Origin of the sequence: Mesorhizobium sp. YM1C-6-2 (genome assembly GCF_003666685.1) — a bacterium.
Classification (GTDB): domain Bacteria; phylum Pseudomonadota; class Alphaproteobacteria; order Rhizobiales; family Rhizobiaceae; genus Mesorhizobium_K.
Map to the genome: position 1 here is coordinate 159,918 of NZ_RCIZ01000009.1, position 15,594 is coordinate 175,511.

General features: G+C 64.4%; 16 protein-coding genes. 11 read left to right on the forward strand and 5 right to left on the reverse strand.

Annotated elements, in window-relative coordinates; translation table 11 throughout:
* The first annotated feature begins 96 nt into the window (after positions 1 to 96).
* From dusB to hflX, 8 genes are all read left to right on the forward strand, one after another.
* Positions 97 to 1,125 carry a tRNA dihydrouridine synthase DusB gene (gene dusB, locus D8676_RS20685; RefSeq protein WP_121582981.1) on the forward strand — a complete coding sequence of 343 codons (1,029 nt, stop codon included), beginning with the start codon at positions 97 to 99 and terminating at the stop codon, positions 1,123 to 1,125.
* A complete protein-coding gene (locus D8676_RS20690) occupies positions 1,122 to 2,264 on the forward strand; it encodes a nitrogen regulation protein NR(II) (protein ID WP_121582982.1) in 1,143 nt (380 codons plus the stop codon). The genes dusB and D8676_RS20690 overlap by 4 nt, the downstream gene beginning before the upstream one ends.
* Positions 2,261 to 3,721 (forward strand): nitrogen regulation protein NR(I), encoded by a 1,461-nt coding sequence (gene ntrC, locus D8676_RS20695; protein WP_121582983.1) that lies wholly within the window; start codon positions 2,261 to 2,263, stop codon positions 3,719 to 3,721. Before D8676_RS20690 ends, ntrC begins: the two co-directional genes overlap by 4 nt.
* A 145-nt stretch (positions 3,722 to 3,866) precedes the next feature.
* Entirely contained in the window at positions 3,867 to 6,137 is a 2,271-nt protein-coding gene (locus D8676_RS20700; RefSeq protein ID WP_121582984.1) for a PAS domain-containing sensor histidine kinase, read from the forward strand.
* Positions 6,127 to 7,488 carry a sigma-54 dependent transcriptional regulator gene (locus D8676_RS20705; RefSeq protein ID WP_121582985.1) on the forward strand — a complete coding sequence of 454 codons (1,362 nt, stop codon included), beginning with the start codon at positions 6,127 to 6,129 and terminating at the stop codon, positions 7,486 to 7,488. Before D8676_RS20700 ends, D8676_RS20705 begins: the two co-directional genes overlap by 11 nt.
* 118 nt (positions 7,489 to 7,606) lie before the next feature.
* The gene (locus tag D8676_RS20710) at positions 7,607 to 8,467 is read left to right on the forward strand and encodes a D-amino-acid transaminase (RefSeq protein WP_121582986.1); all 861 of its coding nucleotides are present in this window, start codon (positions 7,607 to 7,609) and stop codon (positions 8,465 to 8,467) included.
* A 141-nt stretch (positions 8,468 to 8,608) separates the two neighbouring features.
* On the forward strand, positions 8,609 to 8,857 hold the full coding sequence (gene hfq / locus D8676_RS20715) for an RNA chaperone Hfq (protein WP_121582987.1): 249 nt from the start codon (positions 8,609 to 8,611) through the stop codon (positions 8,855 to 8,857).
* A 60-nt stretch (positions 8,858 to 8,917) separates the two neighbouring features.
* A complete protein-coding gene (hflX, locus tag D8676_RS20720) occupies positions 8,918 to 10,258 on the forward strand; it encodes a GTPase HflX (RefSeq protein ID WP_183097183.1) in 1,341 nt (446 codons plus the stop codon).
* A gap of 6 nt (positions 10,259 to 10,264) precedes the next feature.
* On the opposite strand, the gene mazG is transcribed toward hflX, so the two are convergent.
* Positions 10,265 to 11,089, reverse strand: a complete 825-nt coding sequence (gene mazG, locus D8676_RS20725) for a nucleoside triphosphate pyrophosphohydrolase (RefSeq protein WP_121582989.1) — start codon at positions 11,087 to 11,089, stop codon at positions 10,265 to 10,267.
* 140 nt (positions 11,090 to 11,229) lie between these two features.
* Between mazG and D8676_RS20730 the strand changes: the two genes are divergently transcribed.
* Both D8676_RS20730 and D8676_RS20735 read left to right on the forward strand, forming a co-directional pair.
* Positions 11,230 to 11,565 carry a hypothetical protein gene (locus D8676_RS20730; protein ID WP_245426984.1) on the forward strand — a complete coding sequence of 112 codons (336 nt, stop codon included), beginning with the start codon at positions 11,230 to 11,232 and terminating at the stop codon, positions 11,563 to 11,565.
* Positions 11,566 to 11,630: 65 nt separating this feature from the next.
* On the forward strand, positions 11,631 to 12,542 hold the full coding sequence (locus tag D8676_RS20735) for an acetamidase/formamidase family protein (RefSeq protein WP_121582990.1): 912 nt from the start codon (positions 11,631 to 11,633) through the stop codon (positions 12,540 to 12,542).
* Positions 12,543 to 12,560: 18 nt separating this feature from the next.
* Here D8676_RS20735 and D8676_RS20740 read toward each other — a convergent pair whose 3' ends face one another.
* The 3 genes from D8676_RS20740 to D8676_RS20750 form a co-directional block, all read right to left on the reverse strand.
* Positions 12,561 to 13,631 carry a PAS domain S-box protein gene (locus D8676_RS20740; protein ID WP_121583040.1) on the reverse strand — a complete coding sequence of 357 codons (1,071 nt, stop codon included), beginning with the start codon at positions 13,629 to 13,631 and terminating at the stop codon, positions 12,561 to 12,563.
* A 100-nt stretch (positions 13,632 to 13,731) separates the two neighbouring features.
* Positions 13,732 to 14,580 carry a Ku protein gene (locus D8676_RS20745; RefSeq protein ID WP_121582991.1) on the reverse strand — a complete coding sequence of 283 codons (849 nt, stop codon included), beginning with the start codon at positions 14,578 to 14,580 and terminating at the stop codon, positions 13,732 to 13,734.
* Positions 14,581 to 14,641: 61 nt separating this feature from the next.
* On the reverse strand, positions 14,642 to 14,863 hold the full coding sequence (locus D8676_RS20750) for a hypothetical protein (protein WP_121582992.1): 222 nt from the start codon (positions 14,861 to 14,863) through the stop codon (positions 14,642 to 14,644).
* Between the two features lie 165 nt (positions 14,864 to 15,028).
* Between D8676_RS20750 and D8676_RS20755 the strand changes: the two genes are divergently transcribed.
* Positions 15,029 to 15,316: a hypothetical protein gene (locus D8676_RS20755; RefSeq protein ID WP_210210740.1), complete on the forward strand. Its 288-nt coding sequence runs from the start codon at positions 15,029 to 15,031 to the stop codon at positions 15,314 to 15,316.
* 69 nt (positions 15,317 to 15,385) lie between these two features.
* Here the strand turns inward: D8676_RS20755 and D8676_RS20760 are convergent, their stop codons facing one another.
* Positions 15,386 to 15,547: a hypothetical protein gene (locus D8676_RS20760; RefSeq protein ID WP_245426987.1), complete on the reverse strand. Its 162-nt coding sequence runs from the start codon at positions 15,545 to 15,547 to the stop codon at positions 15,386 to 15,388.
* Positions 15,548 to 15,594 lie beyond the last annotated feature (47 nt).

The following is a 15,594-nucleotide window of genomic DNA, read 5'->3' on the forward strand; positions in this document are numbered from 1 at the left end:
CGGCCCGCGACGCAATTTCGCGCCCGTTGACGGTTGCGCGCCCAAAAGAAACTGTCTATCGCTTAGGCATATAGAGAAAGTGCTTGGTTTTTATGCATGGCTGAATTCGAAAAGCTCGCCGAGCCCATCGAGATAGGCGGCACGTCGATACGTAACCGGGTTTTCCTGGCGCCGATGTCGGGCGTCACCGACGAAGCCTTCCGCCGCCGTGCCTATGGTCATGGCGCCGGGCTCGTCGTGTCGGAGATGATCGCTTCGGGCGAACTCGCCAAGGGCCGCCTCGATACCGGCCGCCGCGTGCGGCATTCCGGCCTGCCGGTCCATATGGTGCAACTCGCCGGCCGGGAAGCGCACCACATGGCGGAGGCCGCAACGATCGCCGAGGCGGAAGGCGCCGACATCATCGACATCAACATGGGATGTCCGGCGAAGAAGGTGACCGGCGGCTATTCCGGCTCCGCGCTGATGCGCGATCTCGATCATGCGCTCACGCTGATCGATGCGACCGTCGGAGCGGTGAAGGTTCCGGTGACGGTGAAGATGCGGCTCGGCTGGGACGAGACGGCCCTCAATGCGCCCGTACTGGCGCGGCGCGCCGAGGAGGCGGGGGTGAAGATGGTCACCGTCCATGGGCGCACGCGCTGCCAGTTCTATCAGGGCAAGGCCGACTGGCGGGCGATCGCCCGCGTCAAGGCCACGGTTTCGATCCCCGTCGTCGCGAACGGCGATGTCGGTTCGCCTGCCGAGGCCATGTCCGTGCTCGAACAGTCCGGTGCCGACGCGGTTATGGTCGGCCGCGCCAGCTACGGCGCGCCCTGGATCGTCGGGCAGATCGCGCATGCGGCCGGCAGCAATGATGCCGCCAGCAACGCCCCCGCGGGCGGGCAGGCGATGGCAGACTACGTCGCCGGGCACTACGAAGACATGCTCGCCCTTTACGGCGTCGAAAGCGGCCTGCGGCAGGCGCGAAAACATCTCGGCTGGTATCTTGACCGGCATGCTCCGGGCCTTGGTGCCTTGCGCAGCGCCATCATGACATCGTTCGACCCGGCCGAGGTGATCCGCGGCCTGCGTGCTGCATTCCTGGCGTCATCGGACATCGAGCCAGCCAGGACGGCAGCATGAGCGCGCAGGCATATCCCGCGGCGGCCGAAGCCGACGCCGCCCAGATCGTGCTCAATACGATCCGCCGGCCGGTGATCATGATCGGGCCGGAAGGCAACATCACCTTCGCCAATGCCGACGCCGAGGATTTTTTCCGGTCGAGCGCCGCGGCTCTTTCCCGCAAGACGCTCGCTCACTTCATGCCCTTCGGTAGCCCGATCCTGGCGCTGGTCGATCAGGTGCGGGCGCGAAAGGCGCCGGTGAACGAATACCGTGTCGACGTTTCCTCGCCGCGCGTCGGCATCGAGAAGATCGTCGACCTCTACGTTGCTCCCGTGCCGGAGTTTCCGGGCTCGGTTGTCGTGATGTTCCAGGAACGGTCGATGGCCGACAAGATCGACCGTCAGATGACGCACCGCAGCGCCGCCCGCTCGGTGACCGGCCTGGCGGCGATGCTGGCGCATGAGATCAAGAATCCGCTGTCGGGCATCCGCGGCGCCGCGCAGCTCCTGGAAACAGCGGTCTCCGATGAGGACAGGGCGCTGACGCGCCTCATCACCGACGAGACGGACCGCATCGTGTCGCTGGTCGACCGCATGGAGATCTTTTCCGACGAGCGGCCGATCGACCGCTATCCGGTCAACATCCACGTCGTCCTCGACCATGTGAAGGCGATCGCCGGGAACGGTTTTGCCAGCCAGATCAGGATCGTCGAGGATTACGATCCGTCGCTTCCGCCGGTCTATGCCAATCGCGACCAGCTCATCCAGGTGTTCCTCAACCTCGTGAAGAACGCTGCCGAGGCGGTCGGCAACAATCCGGAAGGCGAGATCACGCTGTCGACGGCGTTTCGTCCGGGCATTCGCGTTTCTTTTCCGGGCACGCAGGACCGCGTTTCGCTGCCGCTCGAATTCTGCGTGCGCGACAACGGCCCGGGCGTGTCGGAGGACATCCTACCTATCCTCTTCGATCCCTTCATCACCACCAAGCCGAACGGTTCCGGGCTGGGGCTTGCCCTTGTCGCGAAAATCGTCGGCGACCACGGCGGCATCATCGAGTGCGACGCGACACCGCGCGGCACGACCTTCCGCGTGCTGATGCCGGCCTGGAAAGAGGTTTCGGCTGCCCCTGGAGGCGAGACCGAAGGAGACAGCGAGTGACCGTTCAAGGCAATATCCTGGTCGCCGACGACGACGCGGCGATCCGCACCGTGCTCAACCAGGCGCTCTCCCGCGTCGGCCACGAGGTCCGGGTGACCTCCAACGCGGCGACACTCTGGCGCTGGGTCGCGGCGGGCGAGGGCGATCTGGTCATCACCGATGTCGTGATGCCCGACGAGAACGCCTTCGACATGCTGCCGCGCATCAAGAAGGCGCGACCGGAGCTGCCGGTCGTCGTGATGAGCGCGCAGAACACGTTCATGACCGCGATCCGCGCGTCGGAAACGGGCGCCTATGAATACCTGCCGAAGCCGTTCGACCTCAACGAACTCCTGAGCATCGTCAACCGTGCCCTGTCGGAGCCGCGGCGGCCGAAATTCGACAACCGGACGGAAGACCAGGCCGAGGCGATGCCGCTGGTCGGCCGTTCGGCGGCCATGCAGGACATCTACCGCATGCTCGCCCGCATGATGCAGACCGACCTGACCGTCATGATCTCGGGCGAGTCCGGCACCGGCAAGGAGCTGGTGGCGCGTGCGCTGCATGAATACGGCCGCCGCCGCAGCGGTCCGTTCGTGGCCATCAACATGGCGGCGATCCCGCGCGACCTGATCGAGTCGGAACTCTTCGGCCATGAGAAGGGCGCCTTCACCGGCGCGCAGAACCGCTCGACCGGACGCTTCGAGCAGGCGGAAGGAGGCACGCTCTTCCTCGACGAGATCGGCGACATGCCGATGGAGGCGCAGACGCGTCTGCTGCGCGTGTTGCAGCAGGGCGAATACACGACCGTCGGCGGCCGGACTCCGATCAAGACCGATGTGCGCATCGTCGCCGCGACCAACAAGGACCTGCGCACACTGATCAGCCAGGGGCTGTTCCGCGAGGATCTTTTTTATCGCCTCAACGTCGTGCCGCTGCGATTGCCGCCCTTGCGCGAGCGGGCCGAGGACGTGCCCGACCTGGTCAGGCATTTCTTCAAGCAGGGCGAAAGCGAGGGGCTGCGCACCAAACGCATATCGAGCGGCGGCGTCGAGCTGATGAAGCGTTATCCCTGGCCGGGCAATGTCCGCGAGCTCGAAAACCTGATCCGCCGGCTTGCCGCGCTCTACCCGCAGGACGAGATTTCGTCCGAAATCATCGAATCGGAACTCAAGACCGGAGAGCAGCCGGCGGCTGCCGGGGCCGCCATGGTTCCGGAGGACATGACGATCGGGCAGGCGGCCGAGCACTATCTCCAGCGTTATTTCGCGAGTTTTGGCGGGAGGCTGCCGCCGCCCGGCCTTTATCAGCGCATCCTGACCGAGGTCGAATATCCGCTGGTCCTTGCCTCCATGACGGCGACGCGCGGCAACCAGATCAAGGCCGCGGAGCTGCTCGGCCTCAACCGGAACACGCTGAGAAAGAAGATCCGCGACCTTGGCGTGAACGTCTATCGGGCTTCGAAATCGTCGGATTGAGGCCGCTTTGAAGCAATCCTGCGGTTGCCAGCCCTAGGTGTTGCCCTAAAAACACGTTGATAGTGTCTCTGATGCCACGCTTGTTGCAGAATCGCCACAATGCGCTGCATAGATCGCCACAATTCACGTGCAACCGAAGCGGGCAATGTCAGTCCAGGCACCGGCGATTCCAGACAGGTATTTCGACAGCGCTGCAACTGCCGATGGCCGGCGGCTGTTGGCGCTGCCGGGCGTTGTCGCGGTCATCGGAGCGCTGGTCACCGCGGCGATCTCCTTTGCGATCCTCGTCGGCGCCACGCCGATCGCCCCGGACGAAGCCACGACGATCGCGCTCATCATCATCAATGCGCTCTTCGTCGTCGTCCTGATCGCGCTCATCGGCCGGGAGGTCCATCGCATCGCCATGGCGCGGCGGCGCGGCAAGGCCGCCTCGCGCCTGCATGTGCGCATCGTCGCCATGTTCTCGTTGATCGCAGTGCTGCCGGCGCTGCTGGTGGCGATAATCGCATCGATCACGCTCGACATCGGCCTCGACCGCTGGTTCGAGATCCGCACCAAGACGATCATCAACTCGTCGCTGTCCATCGCCGAAGCCTATGTGCGCGAGAATGCGCGTAACCTGCAGGGCACGACGCTGTCGATGGCGAACGACCTCGACAATGCGCGTTCGCTTTACGGCCTCGATCGCACCGGTTTTCGCGAATTCCTGAGCAAGCAGGCCGTCGGTAGGGCGCTTGCGCATGCGGCGCTCATCCGCGTCGACGGCTCCTTCATCATGAACGCGCAGACGCGGTCGGACTTCGATATGCCGGAGCCGCCCGCCGAGGCCGTCGCCGAAGCCGCTGACGGCCAGCCCGTGCTGATCGAGCCGCGCACCAGCAACATCGTCGGCGCGATCATCAAGCTGCGCCAGATCGAGGACGCCTACCTCTACACGATCCGCCTTGTAGACCCCGAGGTGATCCGGGCGCGCCAGATCGTCACCGCCAACACCAACGAATATCGCGGGCTCGAGGCCAACCGCCGGACCACGCAGATCGCCTTCGGACTGCTCTATCTCGGCCTGACGCTGATCATCGTCCTGTCGGCGATCTGGACCGGCATCGCGGTCGCCGACCGGCTGGTCCGGCCGATCCGCCAGCTGATCGGCGCAGCCGACGAGGTGGCGACGGGCAATCTCGACGTATCCGTGCCGGTACGCCCGTCGGACGGAGACGTCGCCTCGCTCGGCGATACTTTCAATAAGATGCTTCTGCAACTGAAGTCGCAACGCGACGAAATCCTGCGCGCGAAGGATCTCGTCGATGAACGCCGACGGTTCTCCGAGGCGGTGCTCGCCGGCGTGACAGCGGGCGTCATTGGCGTCGATCCCGATGGCACGATCACCATCGTCAACCGTTCGGCCGAGACGATGCTCGCGCTGCCGGCCGAGGAGTCCCTCGGACAGAATCTGTCGACGCTGCTGCCGCATGTCGGCCGCGTCTTCGAGATCGGCCGCAAGTCGGGGCGGCCGGTCTATCGCGAACAGGTGACGTTCTACCGTGCTGGGGCCGAGCGGACCTTCAACGTCCAGGTGACGATCGAGGGCGGCGACGACCCGCAAGGCGACATGTCCTATGTCGTCACCGTCGACGACATCACCGATCTCGTGCAGGCGCAGCGGTCGTCGGCCTGGGCCGACGTCGCGCGGCGCATCGCCCACGAGATCAAGAACCCGCTGACGCCGATTCAGCTCTCGGCGGAACGCATCCGCCGCCGCTACGGTAAGGTCATCACCGAGGATCGCGAGGTCTTCGACCAGTGCACCGACACTATCATCCGCCAGGTCGAAGATATCGGCCGCATGGTGGACGAGTTCTCGGCTTTTGCGCGCATGCCGAAGCCGGAGATGAAGGTGATCGACATCCGCGAAGCGCTGCGGGAGGCGTCGTTCCTCATCGAGGTCAGCCGCACCGACATCAAGTTCGAGCGCGAGTTCGGCAACGAGCCGCTGAAGGGCACCTTCGACAGCCGCCTGATGGCGCAAGCATTCGGCAACGTCATCAAGAACGCCGCGGAGGCGATCGAGGCGGTCAACAAGGAAATCGGCGATACGGGCGCAATCCGCATCCGCGCGGACATGGCCGACGGCATGATCCGTGTCGACGTCATCGACAACGGAAAGGGCCTGCCTCGGGAGAACCGGCAAAGGCTGCTCGAACCTTACATGACGACGCGCGAGAAGGGCACCGGACTCGGCCTCGCAATCGTCAAGAAGATCGTCGAGGACCATGGCGGCCGGCTGGAACTGCATGACGCTCCGCCGGATTTCCATGGCGGGCGCGGCGCAATGGTCACCATGTTCCTGCCCGCTGCCGCAGCGGGCGCCTCGGCGGGAAACGATAGAGAAATCGAGAAGGTAAGTGATGGCATCTGACATTCTTATCGTCGACGACGAAGAGGACATCCGCGAACTCGTCGCGGGCATTCTGAGCGACGAGGGCCATGAGACGCGCACCGCGCACGATGCCGATAGCGCGCTGGCGGCGATCGCCGACCGCGTTCCGCGGCTGGTCTTCCTGGACATCTGGCTGCAGGGATCGCGCCTCGACGGGCTTGCCCTGCTCGACCAGATCAAGACCATGCATCCCAACCTGCCGGTGGTGATGATCTCGGGTCACGGCAATATAGAGACGGCCGTCTCCGCGATCCGGCGCGGCGCCTACGACTTCATCGAGAAGCCGTTCAAGGCCGACCGCCTGATCCTGATCGCCGAACGCGCGCTGGAGACCTCGAAGCTCAAGCGCGAGGTTTCCGATCTCAAGCTGAGGAGCGGCGAGACCTTCGACCTGATCGGCATGTCGTCGGCGATGAGCCAGCTCAGGCAGACCATCGAGCGCGTTGCGCCGACCAACAGCCGCATCATGATCGTCGGTCCTTCCGGGTCGGGCAAGGAACTGGCGGCGCGGGCGATCCATGCGCTGTCGTCGCGCAAGGGTGGCCCGTTCGTCACGGTCAACGCGGCGACGATCACGCCGGAGCGCATGGAGATTGAGCTCTTCGGCACCGAATCGAACGGCGGCGAACGCAAGGTCGGCGCGCTTGAGGAGGCGCATCGCGGCATCCTCTATCTCGACGAGGTGGCCGACATGCCGCGCGAGACGCAGAGCAAGATCCTGCGCGTTCTGGTCGATCAGCAGTTCGAGCGGGTAGGAGGCACCAAGCGGGTCAAGGTCGACGTCCGCATCATCTCCTCCACGGCGCAGAATCTCGAGGGCATGATCGCCGAGGGCCGCTTCAGGGAAGACCTCTATCACAGGCTTGCCGTCGTTCCCGTCATGGTGCCGGGGTTGGCCGAACGCCGCGAGGACATTCCCTATCTGGTCGACCATTTCATGAAGCAGGTGGCGCGCCAGGCCGGCATCAGGCCGCGCCGCATAGGCGACGATGCGCTAGCCGTGCTGCAGGCACACAACTGGCCGGGCAACGTCCGACAGCTCCGCAACAACATCGAGCGGCTGATGATCCTCGTCCGCGGCGACGATGTCGAGGCGCCGATCACCGCCGACCTGCTGCCGGCCGAAATCGGCGACGTGATGCCGCGGGCGCCCAGCCAGTCCGACCAGCACATCATGGCGCTGCCGCTGCGCGAGGCACGCGAAATGTTCGAGAAGGAATATCTGATCGCGCAGATCAACCGTTTCGGCGGCAACATCTCGCGCACGGCCGAGTTCATCGGCATGGAGCGCTCGGCGCTGCACCGCAAGCTGAAGTCCTTGGGAGTGTGAAGAGCGAATGGGGAGTAGCGAATAGGGGGAACGGCTTGTCGCCCTCGTCCCTGTTCACTATTCCCGATTTGCCCTATTCGCTACTCCCTATCCGCTGCTCACTTTTCCGAGGGGATCCATGCCGCGCATAGCCTTTGTGAACGGACGCTACGTTCCGCACGCCGACGCTTGCGTGCATGTCGAGGATCGAGGCTACCAGTTCGCAGACGGCGTCTACGAGGTATGCGAGGTCGCGCGCGGCTATATCATGGACATGCCGCGGCATCTTGGCCGGCTCGACCGCTCGCTGAAGGAACTGCAGATGGCCGCGCCGATGTCCCGCGGAGCCCTGGAGATCGTCATTGCCGAAGTGGTGCGGCGCAACGGCGTCAGGAACGGTCTGGTCTATCTGCAGGTGACGCGGGGCGTGGCGCGCCGCGACTTCCTGTTCCCGGCCGACACCAAACCGTCGCTCGTGATCATCTCCAAGAAGATCGACCCGGCCATCAACGCAAGGCGTGCTGAACAGGGCATCAAGGTCATCACGGTGCCGGAGAACCGCTGGGAGCGGGTCGACATCAAGTCGGTCGGCCTGTTGCCGAACGTGCTTGCCAAGGAGAAGGCGAGGGCCGCCGGCGCGCAGGAGGCCTGGTTCGTCGATACCGAGGGCTATGTGAAGGAAGGCGGGTCCTCGAACGCATGGATCGTCACCGCCGATGGCGTGCTGGTCACCCGGCCGGCCGAGCACGGCATCCTGCGCGGCATCACGCGCACCAGCTTGTTCGAGGTTGCCGCCAGTCTCGGCCTGAAGATTGAGGAACGGGGCTTCTCCGTCTCCGAAGCCAAGGCGGCGCGCGAGGCGTTCATCACATCGGCCACCACCGTCGTCCTGCCGGTGGTGGAGATCGATGGCGCACCGGTCGCCAACGGCCATCCGGGAACCGTCGCACTTTCCTTGCGGGGGGCCTTTTTTGACGTTGCGGAAAAAAGGCTGGCCTGATAACCGCAGGCGACGGAAAATATTGATGTCACGTCTGCCTGCCGTTGTTGACGGCAAGTGGGCGGTTTGTGTGCTTGACAGGCTCGGTTAAATTTGGCGCATTAGCTGCGCATTCTCGGGGATCGGCGAAAGATAAGAAAAATGGCGGAACGCTCGCAAAATCTGCAGGATCTATTCCTGAACTCGGTCCGAAAGACCAAGAATCCACTGACGATCTTCCTCATCAACGGCGTCAAACTGACGGGCGTGGTCACCTCGTTCGACAATTTTTGCGTGCTCTTGCGCCGCGACGGGCACTCGCAGCTTGTCTACAAGCACGCCATCTCCACCATCATGCCGAGCCAGCCGGTTCAGATGTTTGATGGCGAGGAAGCCAGCCAGAGCGCCTGATTGGCACGGCAGAAGAACCCGGGCCCGGGGGCAAGCGAAGAATCAACCGCCAAGGCCGGTATAGACCGCGCCAAGGCGCCGACTCGCGCGGCCGTCATCGTCCCGGTTCTGCCTCGATCCTTCCGTGCGGATGACGAAACCGCCCAGAACCGGCCGCGGCTGACCCGGTCGGCCGATGCGCGGCACGAAGAAGCCGTCGGCCTCGCGCGCGCAATCGCTCTCAATATCGTCTACAGCGCCGTCGTCGTCGTCAACGATCCGCGTCCGGCGACCTTGCTCGGCTCCGGCAAGGTCGAAGAGATCGCCGCGATCGTTGAGGAGGAGAAAATCGAGGTGGTCATCTTCGACCATCCGTTGACGCCGGTTCAGCAGCGTAACCTCGAAAAGGGCCTGGACGCCAAGGTACTGGACCGGACGGCGTTGATTCTGGAGATCTTCGGCGAACGGGCCCGGACCAAGGAAGGCACGCTGCAGGTCGAGCTCGCCCACCTCAACTACCAGAAGGGCCGTCTGGTCAGAAGCTGGACCCACCTTGAGCGGCAGAGGGGCGGCGGCGGCTTTCTCGGCGGCCCCGGCGAAACGCAGATAGAAGCCGACCGGCGCGTCCTGCAGGACAAGATCGTCAAGCTGAAGCGCGAGCTGGAGACGGTGCGGCGGACACGCGACCTGCACCGCGCCAAGCGCAAGAAGGTGCCGTTTCCGGTGGTCGCGATCGTCGGCTACACCAATGCCGGAAAGTCCACACTTTTCAACCGCTTGACCGGCGCCGGCGTGCTTGCCGAGGACATGCTGTTCGCGACGCTCGATCCGACGCTGCGCCGCGTGCGGCTGCCGCACGGCACGCCGATCATCCTGTCGGACACGGTGGGGTTCATTTCCGACCTGCCGACGCATCTGGTGGCGGCGTTCCGCGCCACGCTGGAAGAGGTGGTCGAGGCCGATCTGGTCATCCACCTCAGGGATATAGCCGATCCCGACACCGCCGCGCAGGCGGAGGACGTCGAACGCATCCTCGGCGATCTCGGCGTCGATGCGGGCGACCGCAAGCGGGTGATCGAGGTCTGGAACAAGATCGACCTGCTCGACGAGGGCAACCGGGCAAGGCTGCTTGCCGGGAAGGACACCGACAAGGCCGAACCGCCGATCGCGATTTCGGCGGTGACCGGCGAGGGGCTCGACGCGCTCGCAGCGCTCATCGAGCAGCGCGTTTCGGGCGATCTCCGGGAGATCACGGTCACGCTCCGTCCACACCAGCTCGGGCTGGTCGACTGGCTCTATCGCAACGGTGACATCGTCTCCCGCGAGGACAACGAGGACGGCAGCGTGTCGATCTCGATCAGGACGACTGAGGCTACGCGCGAAGAGATCGACAGCCGGTTACGCAACAAAAACAAAGCGTAGTCGGCTTCAGCTCACCTTTTTCGCCTGCTGCCAGAGCACCTCCATCTCGTCGAGCGAGGAAGCATCGAGGGTCCGGCCCGACGCTTCAAGCGCGCGTTCGACGTGATGGAAGCGGCTGCGGAATTTTTCATTGGTGCCCGACAGCGCCGCCTCTGAATCGACCTTCAGATGACGGCCGAGATTGACCAGCGCGAAGAGCACGTCGCCGAACTCGTCCTTGATGGAGGCCTGGTCGCCCTTCGCCATCGCCTCGCGCAATTCGCCGATCTCTTCCTCGATCTTGTCGAGGATGGGGCCCGGCTCGGTCCAGTCGAAGCCGACGCGGGCGGCCTTTTCCTGCAGTTTCAGGGCTCGGGTGAGGGCGGGCAAGGCAACCGGGACGCCGTCGAGGAAACCTTTGCCATGGTCTTCCGGGTCGAGGCCTCGGGCGACGCGCGCCTCGCGTTTCAGCGCCTTTTCCTCGGCCTTGATCTTTTCCCACATGCCCTTGGCCATGCCGGCGCTGCGGGCTTCCTCGTCGCCGAAGACGTGCGGATGGCGGCGGATCATCTTCTCCGTGATCGCCTGGACCACATCGCCGAAGGAGAATTCGCCGGCCTCCTCGGCCATCTGCGCGTGGTAGACGACCTGGAGAAGCAGGTCGCCGAGTTCCTCCCGCAGATCGTCCATTTCCCCGCGCGCGATGGCGTCGGCGACCTCGTAGGCTTCCTCGATCGTGTAGGGGGCGATGGATGAGAAGTCCTGTTCGATGTCCCAGGGACAGCCGGTCCTGGGGTCGCGCAGGGCGGCCATGATTTCGATGAGGCGGGAAATGTCGCGGGAGGGCTTCATGGGGTGATGCTAGCCTTGTTGTGCAGTGCCGCGAAATGCGTTTTGCACGGATGCAAGATTTTCCACAATTCCACTGTCATGTCCTTGTCGGGCCGCCACGGCGTTCCTATTCATGACTGATCCGAGCGCGGCAAGCGGGAATGTTGCAGATGCTGATGGAAGGCACCGGAGCGGCTGCGCCGCTTGCGTTCTTCGTCCGCCGCTGGCGCCGGCAGGTGCCGCTCGGAATGCTGTTCTGGCGCGACATGGTCGTCGTCGGGACGGCGCTGAACCTCGCCACGGCCTTCGCCGGCCTCATGGCACTGGGCTTCAAGGCCGATCTCGCAGTCGCGATCCTCATCTTCCACGCGCCGCTTCCCTACAATTTCTTCATCGTCGGGGCGATCTGGCGAACCGCCGATCTCGCGGACAGGGCGAAGGCATCGTCGGCACGGCTGGGCGCCCTGGCATGGCTGGTGGCCGCAACCATCCTTTGAGTGCGGCGGCACGAGGCGCCAGCGCAACTTGCCGCCACCAGCCGAGTCGGGCTACGCCGTCAAACATGACAACACACAGCTTCACCGCCACTGCCTGGCACAATGTGCTCGGCACCTTTCCTCCCGCTCTCACCGTGGCTTCCGGCGATACGGTGATCACCGAAACGATCGACGCGCACGGCATCGACAAGGACGGCGTGCAGCGCGCCCCTGAGCCGAATCCGATGAACGGGCCGATCTTCGTGACCGGGGCCGAGCCGGGCGACGCACTCAAGGTCGAGATCCTGCGCATGACGCCGATCCGGGCCACCGGCTGGACGCGCGCGTCGCTCGCCGGCAACGTCGTCGAGCCGGAAGTCGTGCGCGGCCTGCCGCCGAGGGACAAGACGAACTGGCGGATCGATCGCCAGGGGCTGACCGTGACGCCGGAGCCTGCCGTGCCCGGCCTCGAGCATTTCGTCCTGCCGCTCGAACCGATGATCGGCTGTTTCGGCGTGGCGCCAGCCCTGGGACAGGCTTTCTCCACCGCGACCAGTGCCGAGAATGGCGGCAACATGGACTACCGCGGTTTTGGTCCGGGCGCGACGGTCTGGTTCCCCGTCGCGGTGCCGGGGGCGCTGTTCTTCCTCGGCGACTGCCATGCGGCGCAGGGCGACGGCGAGATCGTCGGTACCGGCATCGAGACCTGCTTCGAGGTGGAAGTACGCCTGACCGTCGAGAAGGGCCGCAATCTGGTCTGGCCGCGCGGCGAAAGCGCCACCGACATCTTTTCGGTCGGCAATGCGAGGCCGCTCGACCAGGCTCTGCAGCACGCGACGACCGACATGTTCAACTGGCTGACCGGCGATTACGGCCTCAGCCCGGCGGCAGCGAGCCACCTCATGGGGCAGGTCGTCCGCTATGACGTCGGCAACGTCTTCGATCCGGCCTACACGATGGTCTGCCGCATCGAGAAGAAATGGCTGCCGAAGCTGTAGTTCTGCGGACGCCCCGGCTCAGGCCGACACCGGCAGTGCTTCCGGAGACGGCTCGCTGTGCTCGTTGAGCGGCAGCACGAGCGTTGATTCGACCGGAGCCGCCAGCGACCATTTGACATGGCCTGGCGAGCGCTCGACGGCGGCAATGCCGCTCAGCGACTGGGGGGTGACTCGCTGGAGCACGACACTCCCGAACCCCTTCCTCTCGGAGGCTTCCGCGTCCTCGCCGGGCGGTGCGGAAAAGCTTTCCTCCCACACCACCTGGAACTCGCGGCCGCCTTCGGCAGCGGCGACGATCTGCCAGTTGATCGTTATGCGGCCGACATCGGTGGCCAATGCGCCGTATTTCGACGAGTTGGTTCCGAGTTCGTGGAAGGCCATGCCGAGATGCTGGACGGCGTTCGCCTGCAAGGTGACGAGCGGCCCCGAAAGGGAGATCTGCTCGTCGTGCCCGAACGGCTTCAGATGTTCCTGCAGCAGGTCAAGCAGGCTGGCGCCGACCCATTCCGAACTGACCAGTAGGTCGTGCGAGCGGGATAGCGCCATGATGCGATCGCGTATCTGCTCCTCGAACTCGCGCGGATCGGCGGCGCGCCTGCTGGTCTCGCGCACCACCGACAGGATCACCGCGAACTGGTTCTTCACGCGATGGTTGACCTCGCGCATCAGCATGCGGATACGGCGCTCGTTCTCCTTCGCCAGCGTGATGTCGCGCGCGATCTTGGAGGCGCCGATTATCTTGCCTTCCTCGTCCCTGATCGGCGAGATGGTCAGCGAGACGGCAAGGTAAGTGCCGTCTTTGCGGCGCCGCGTCGTCTCGTAGCTCGCGACCCGCTCGCCCCGCCGCACCCGGTCGATGATCTCGGCCTCTTCGTGATGCAGGCCTTCGGGGATGAGGATCAGCACCGACTGCCCGATGGCTTCGTCGGCGGTGTAGCCAAACAGCTTCTCCGCCGCCTGGTTCCAGTCGGTGATGATGCTGTTCAGATCCTTGCCGATGATGGCGTCGTAGGAAGAATCGACGATGGCCGCCAGGCGCGCGATCGCTCGGCGTCCAGCGGCGTTGTCGGGGAGTTCGATCTTGCTCACGGCGATATAGCTAACAGCGGCTTGGACCTTGGGCAATCACTGGCATTTCCACATGGTTGAGGCATTGCGACACCGACCCGCATGGCCGGCATCCAACCGATCAGGCTGCCGATTTCCTGCGGGATGCGGCGGCCGACTTTCTCGACTTCGATTTGGCTGCCGGCTTGATGCCTTCCTTCTCCAGGCTCTTGCGCAGCACGTCGGCCAGGTTGACGACGTTCTCCTTCGGCGGCGCGGCGGGTTTCGGCAGCTTCCTGCCGGCCTTCTTGGCGTTGATCATCTCGATCAGCGCGTTCTCGTAGCGATCCTCGAAACCGGAGGGGTCGAACTTCGCCACCTTCTTGTCGATGAGCAGTGAAGCGATCTCGATCATCTCCGGATCGGCGTTCGGCGCCTTGATGTCCTCGAAGATGGATTTTTCGGAAACCACCTCGTTGGCGTTGCGTAGCGTCGTCATCATGAGGCCGCTGTCGCCGTAGGGCCGGATGACGACCTCGCGGCCCCGCTGATAGAGCACGATGCTGGCGCGGGCGGCGGCCTTCTTCTTCGCCAGCGCCTCGCGGATCACCGCGAAGGGCTCGCGCGACATGGCGTCGGCCGGCACGACGTAATAGGGCTTGTCCAGATAGCGCTGGTCGATCGAGGCAAGCGGCACCGTCTCGTCGACGTCCAGCGTATGCTCGGTCGCCTGCTTCAGCTTCTTCACCTCTTCCGGCTCGATGAGCAGATAGTCGCCATCCTCGAGCTGGTAGCCCTTCATCTGATCCTCGGTTTCGACCACTTCACCGGTGATCTCGTCGACATAGGTCGATTTCACCGGCAGCCGGTCCTTGCGGTTGAGGATGCGGAAATGGATCTTTTCGGATTCGCTTGCGGCGTTGACCAGCTTGATGCCGCAGGAGACCGACCCGAACTTCAGAAATCCCTTCCAGATCGCGCGCAACGCCATTTTCAGAACTCCCGGCGGGCTTCGCCCAAGCCTGCGCAGCCGTCTCTCGCCGACATCGCGCTCATCCTCCGGCCCGCGCGGCTTCACGCATCAGGCGGATGACTTCGTCGGTGCCGACGATAGCCTTGCTGCGCCCGGCGATCAAAGTGGACACGACCGATATCGGGTCGCTCGCAGGGAACGTGTCCTCGAGCCCTTCGCTCAGTTGCTCCTCAAGCGTCTCGCGGTCCTCCGCGCGGCCCGGGGTGCGTCGTCGACGGCTGCCTTTTCCGTTCAATGCCATGATGCGTCGCCTGTTTTGCCTCGCAAGGAAACTCGGCAGGAGGCGCCTGGTTCCAACTCGCAGGATCGCGAGGCGCCCGACGGCGGATTGTCGGGAGCAAAAAGCATCTGCTACGATCCCGCCGTGCCGGGGAGGGACCGACGCGTGAGGAAATTCGCTTTTGCAGTGATCTTGGCGCTTGTGCCCGTGGAGGCATCGGCGATCGTCCGCTACATGGTGCAGGGCATGACATGCGCCGAGGTGCAGAACTCGGTGGACCGCGACGGCGTGGCGATCCTCTACAGGCAGGCAAGCAAGAGCGGCGTTCCGCTCTACGACCGCTATGTCGCGAACGGATCCTTCTGCCAGGCCGGCCAGGATACGATCAAGGAAAGCGTCCCGACCGCCGATACGCAAAACTGCCGCGTGAGCAAATGCCTGGATGGAACCCGGTTCGGCGGCAACAACCGGTAGGACGGCACCGCAGGCGGCAGGAGCGGAGCCTGGGCTCCGCTCCTTTTCGTGTTAGCTGCGCATTCCTGTTCAGCTTCGAGTGGAATCGAGTTGCTCGTTCTTGGTGACGACCTCCTGGGCCTTGAGATAGCTTTCGATGAGCAGCGCGTAGGACGGGAAGATCTTGGTGTAGACTTCCGCCCATTCCTGCGCGTCCGGCCGGTTCCAGGTCTTCTGGAGTTCGGAGGCCACCGCCGCCGTATCCATCGGACAAACGTAAGTGGAAGTGTGGCTTTTCA

What these genes read in the sequence shown, in the direction of transcription:
- hfq (WP_121582987.1), top strand. Translation starts at nt 8,609, where the DNA reads ATGGCGGAACGCTCGCAAAATCTGCAGGATCTATTCCTGAACTCGGTC.
- D8676_RS20705 (WP_121582985.1), top strand. Translation starts at nt 6,127, where the DNA reads ATGGCATCTGACATTCTTATCGTCGACGACGAAGAGGACATCCGCGAA.
- D8676_RS20745 (WP_121582991.1), bottom strand. Translation starts at nt 14,580, where the DNA reads ATGGCGTTGCGCGCGATCTGGAAGGGATTTCTGAAGTTCGGGTCGGTC.
- D8676_RS20700 (WP_121582984.1), top strand. Translation starts at nt 3,867, where the DNA reads ATGTCAGTCCAGGCACCGGCGATTCCAGACAGGTATTTCGACAGCGCT.
- D8676_RS20735 (WP_121582990.1), top strand. Translation starts at nt 11,631, where the DNA reads ATGACAACACACAGCTTCACCGCCACTGCCTGGCACAATGTGCTCGGC.
- D8676_RS20690 (WP_121582982.1), top strand. Translation starts at nt 1,122, where the DNA reads ATGAGCGCGCAGGCATATCCCGCGGCGGCCGAAGCCGACGCCGCCCAG.
- dusB (WP_121582981.1), top strand. Translation starts at nt 97, where the DNA reads ATGGCTGAATTCGAAAAGCTCGCCGAGCCCATCGAGATAGGCGGCACG.
- D8676_RS20730 (WP_245426984.1), top strand. Translation starts at nt 11,230, where the DNA reads ATGTTGCAGATGCTGATGGAAGGCACCGGAGCGGCTGCGCCGCTTGCG.
- D8676_RS20710 (WP_121582986.1), top strand. Translation starts at nt 7,607, where the DNA reads ATGCCGCGCATAGCCTTTGTGAACGGACGCTACGTTCCGCACGCCGAC.
- D8676_RS20750 (WP_121582992.1), bottom strand. Translation starts at nt 14,863, where the DNA reads ATGGCATTGAACGGAAAAGGCAGCCGTCGACGACGCACCCCGGGCCGC.
- mazG (WP_121582989.1), bottom strand. Translation starts at nt 11,089, where the DNA reads ATGAAGCCCTCCCGCGACATTTCCCGCCTCATCGAAATCATGGCCGCC.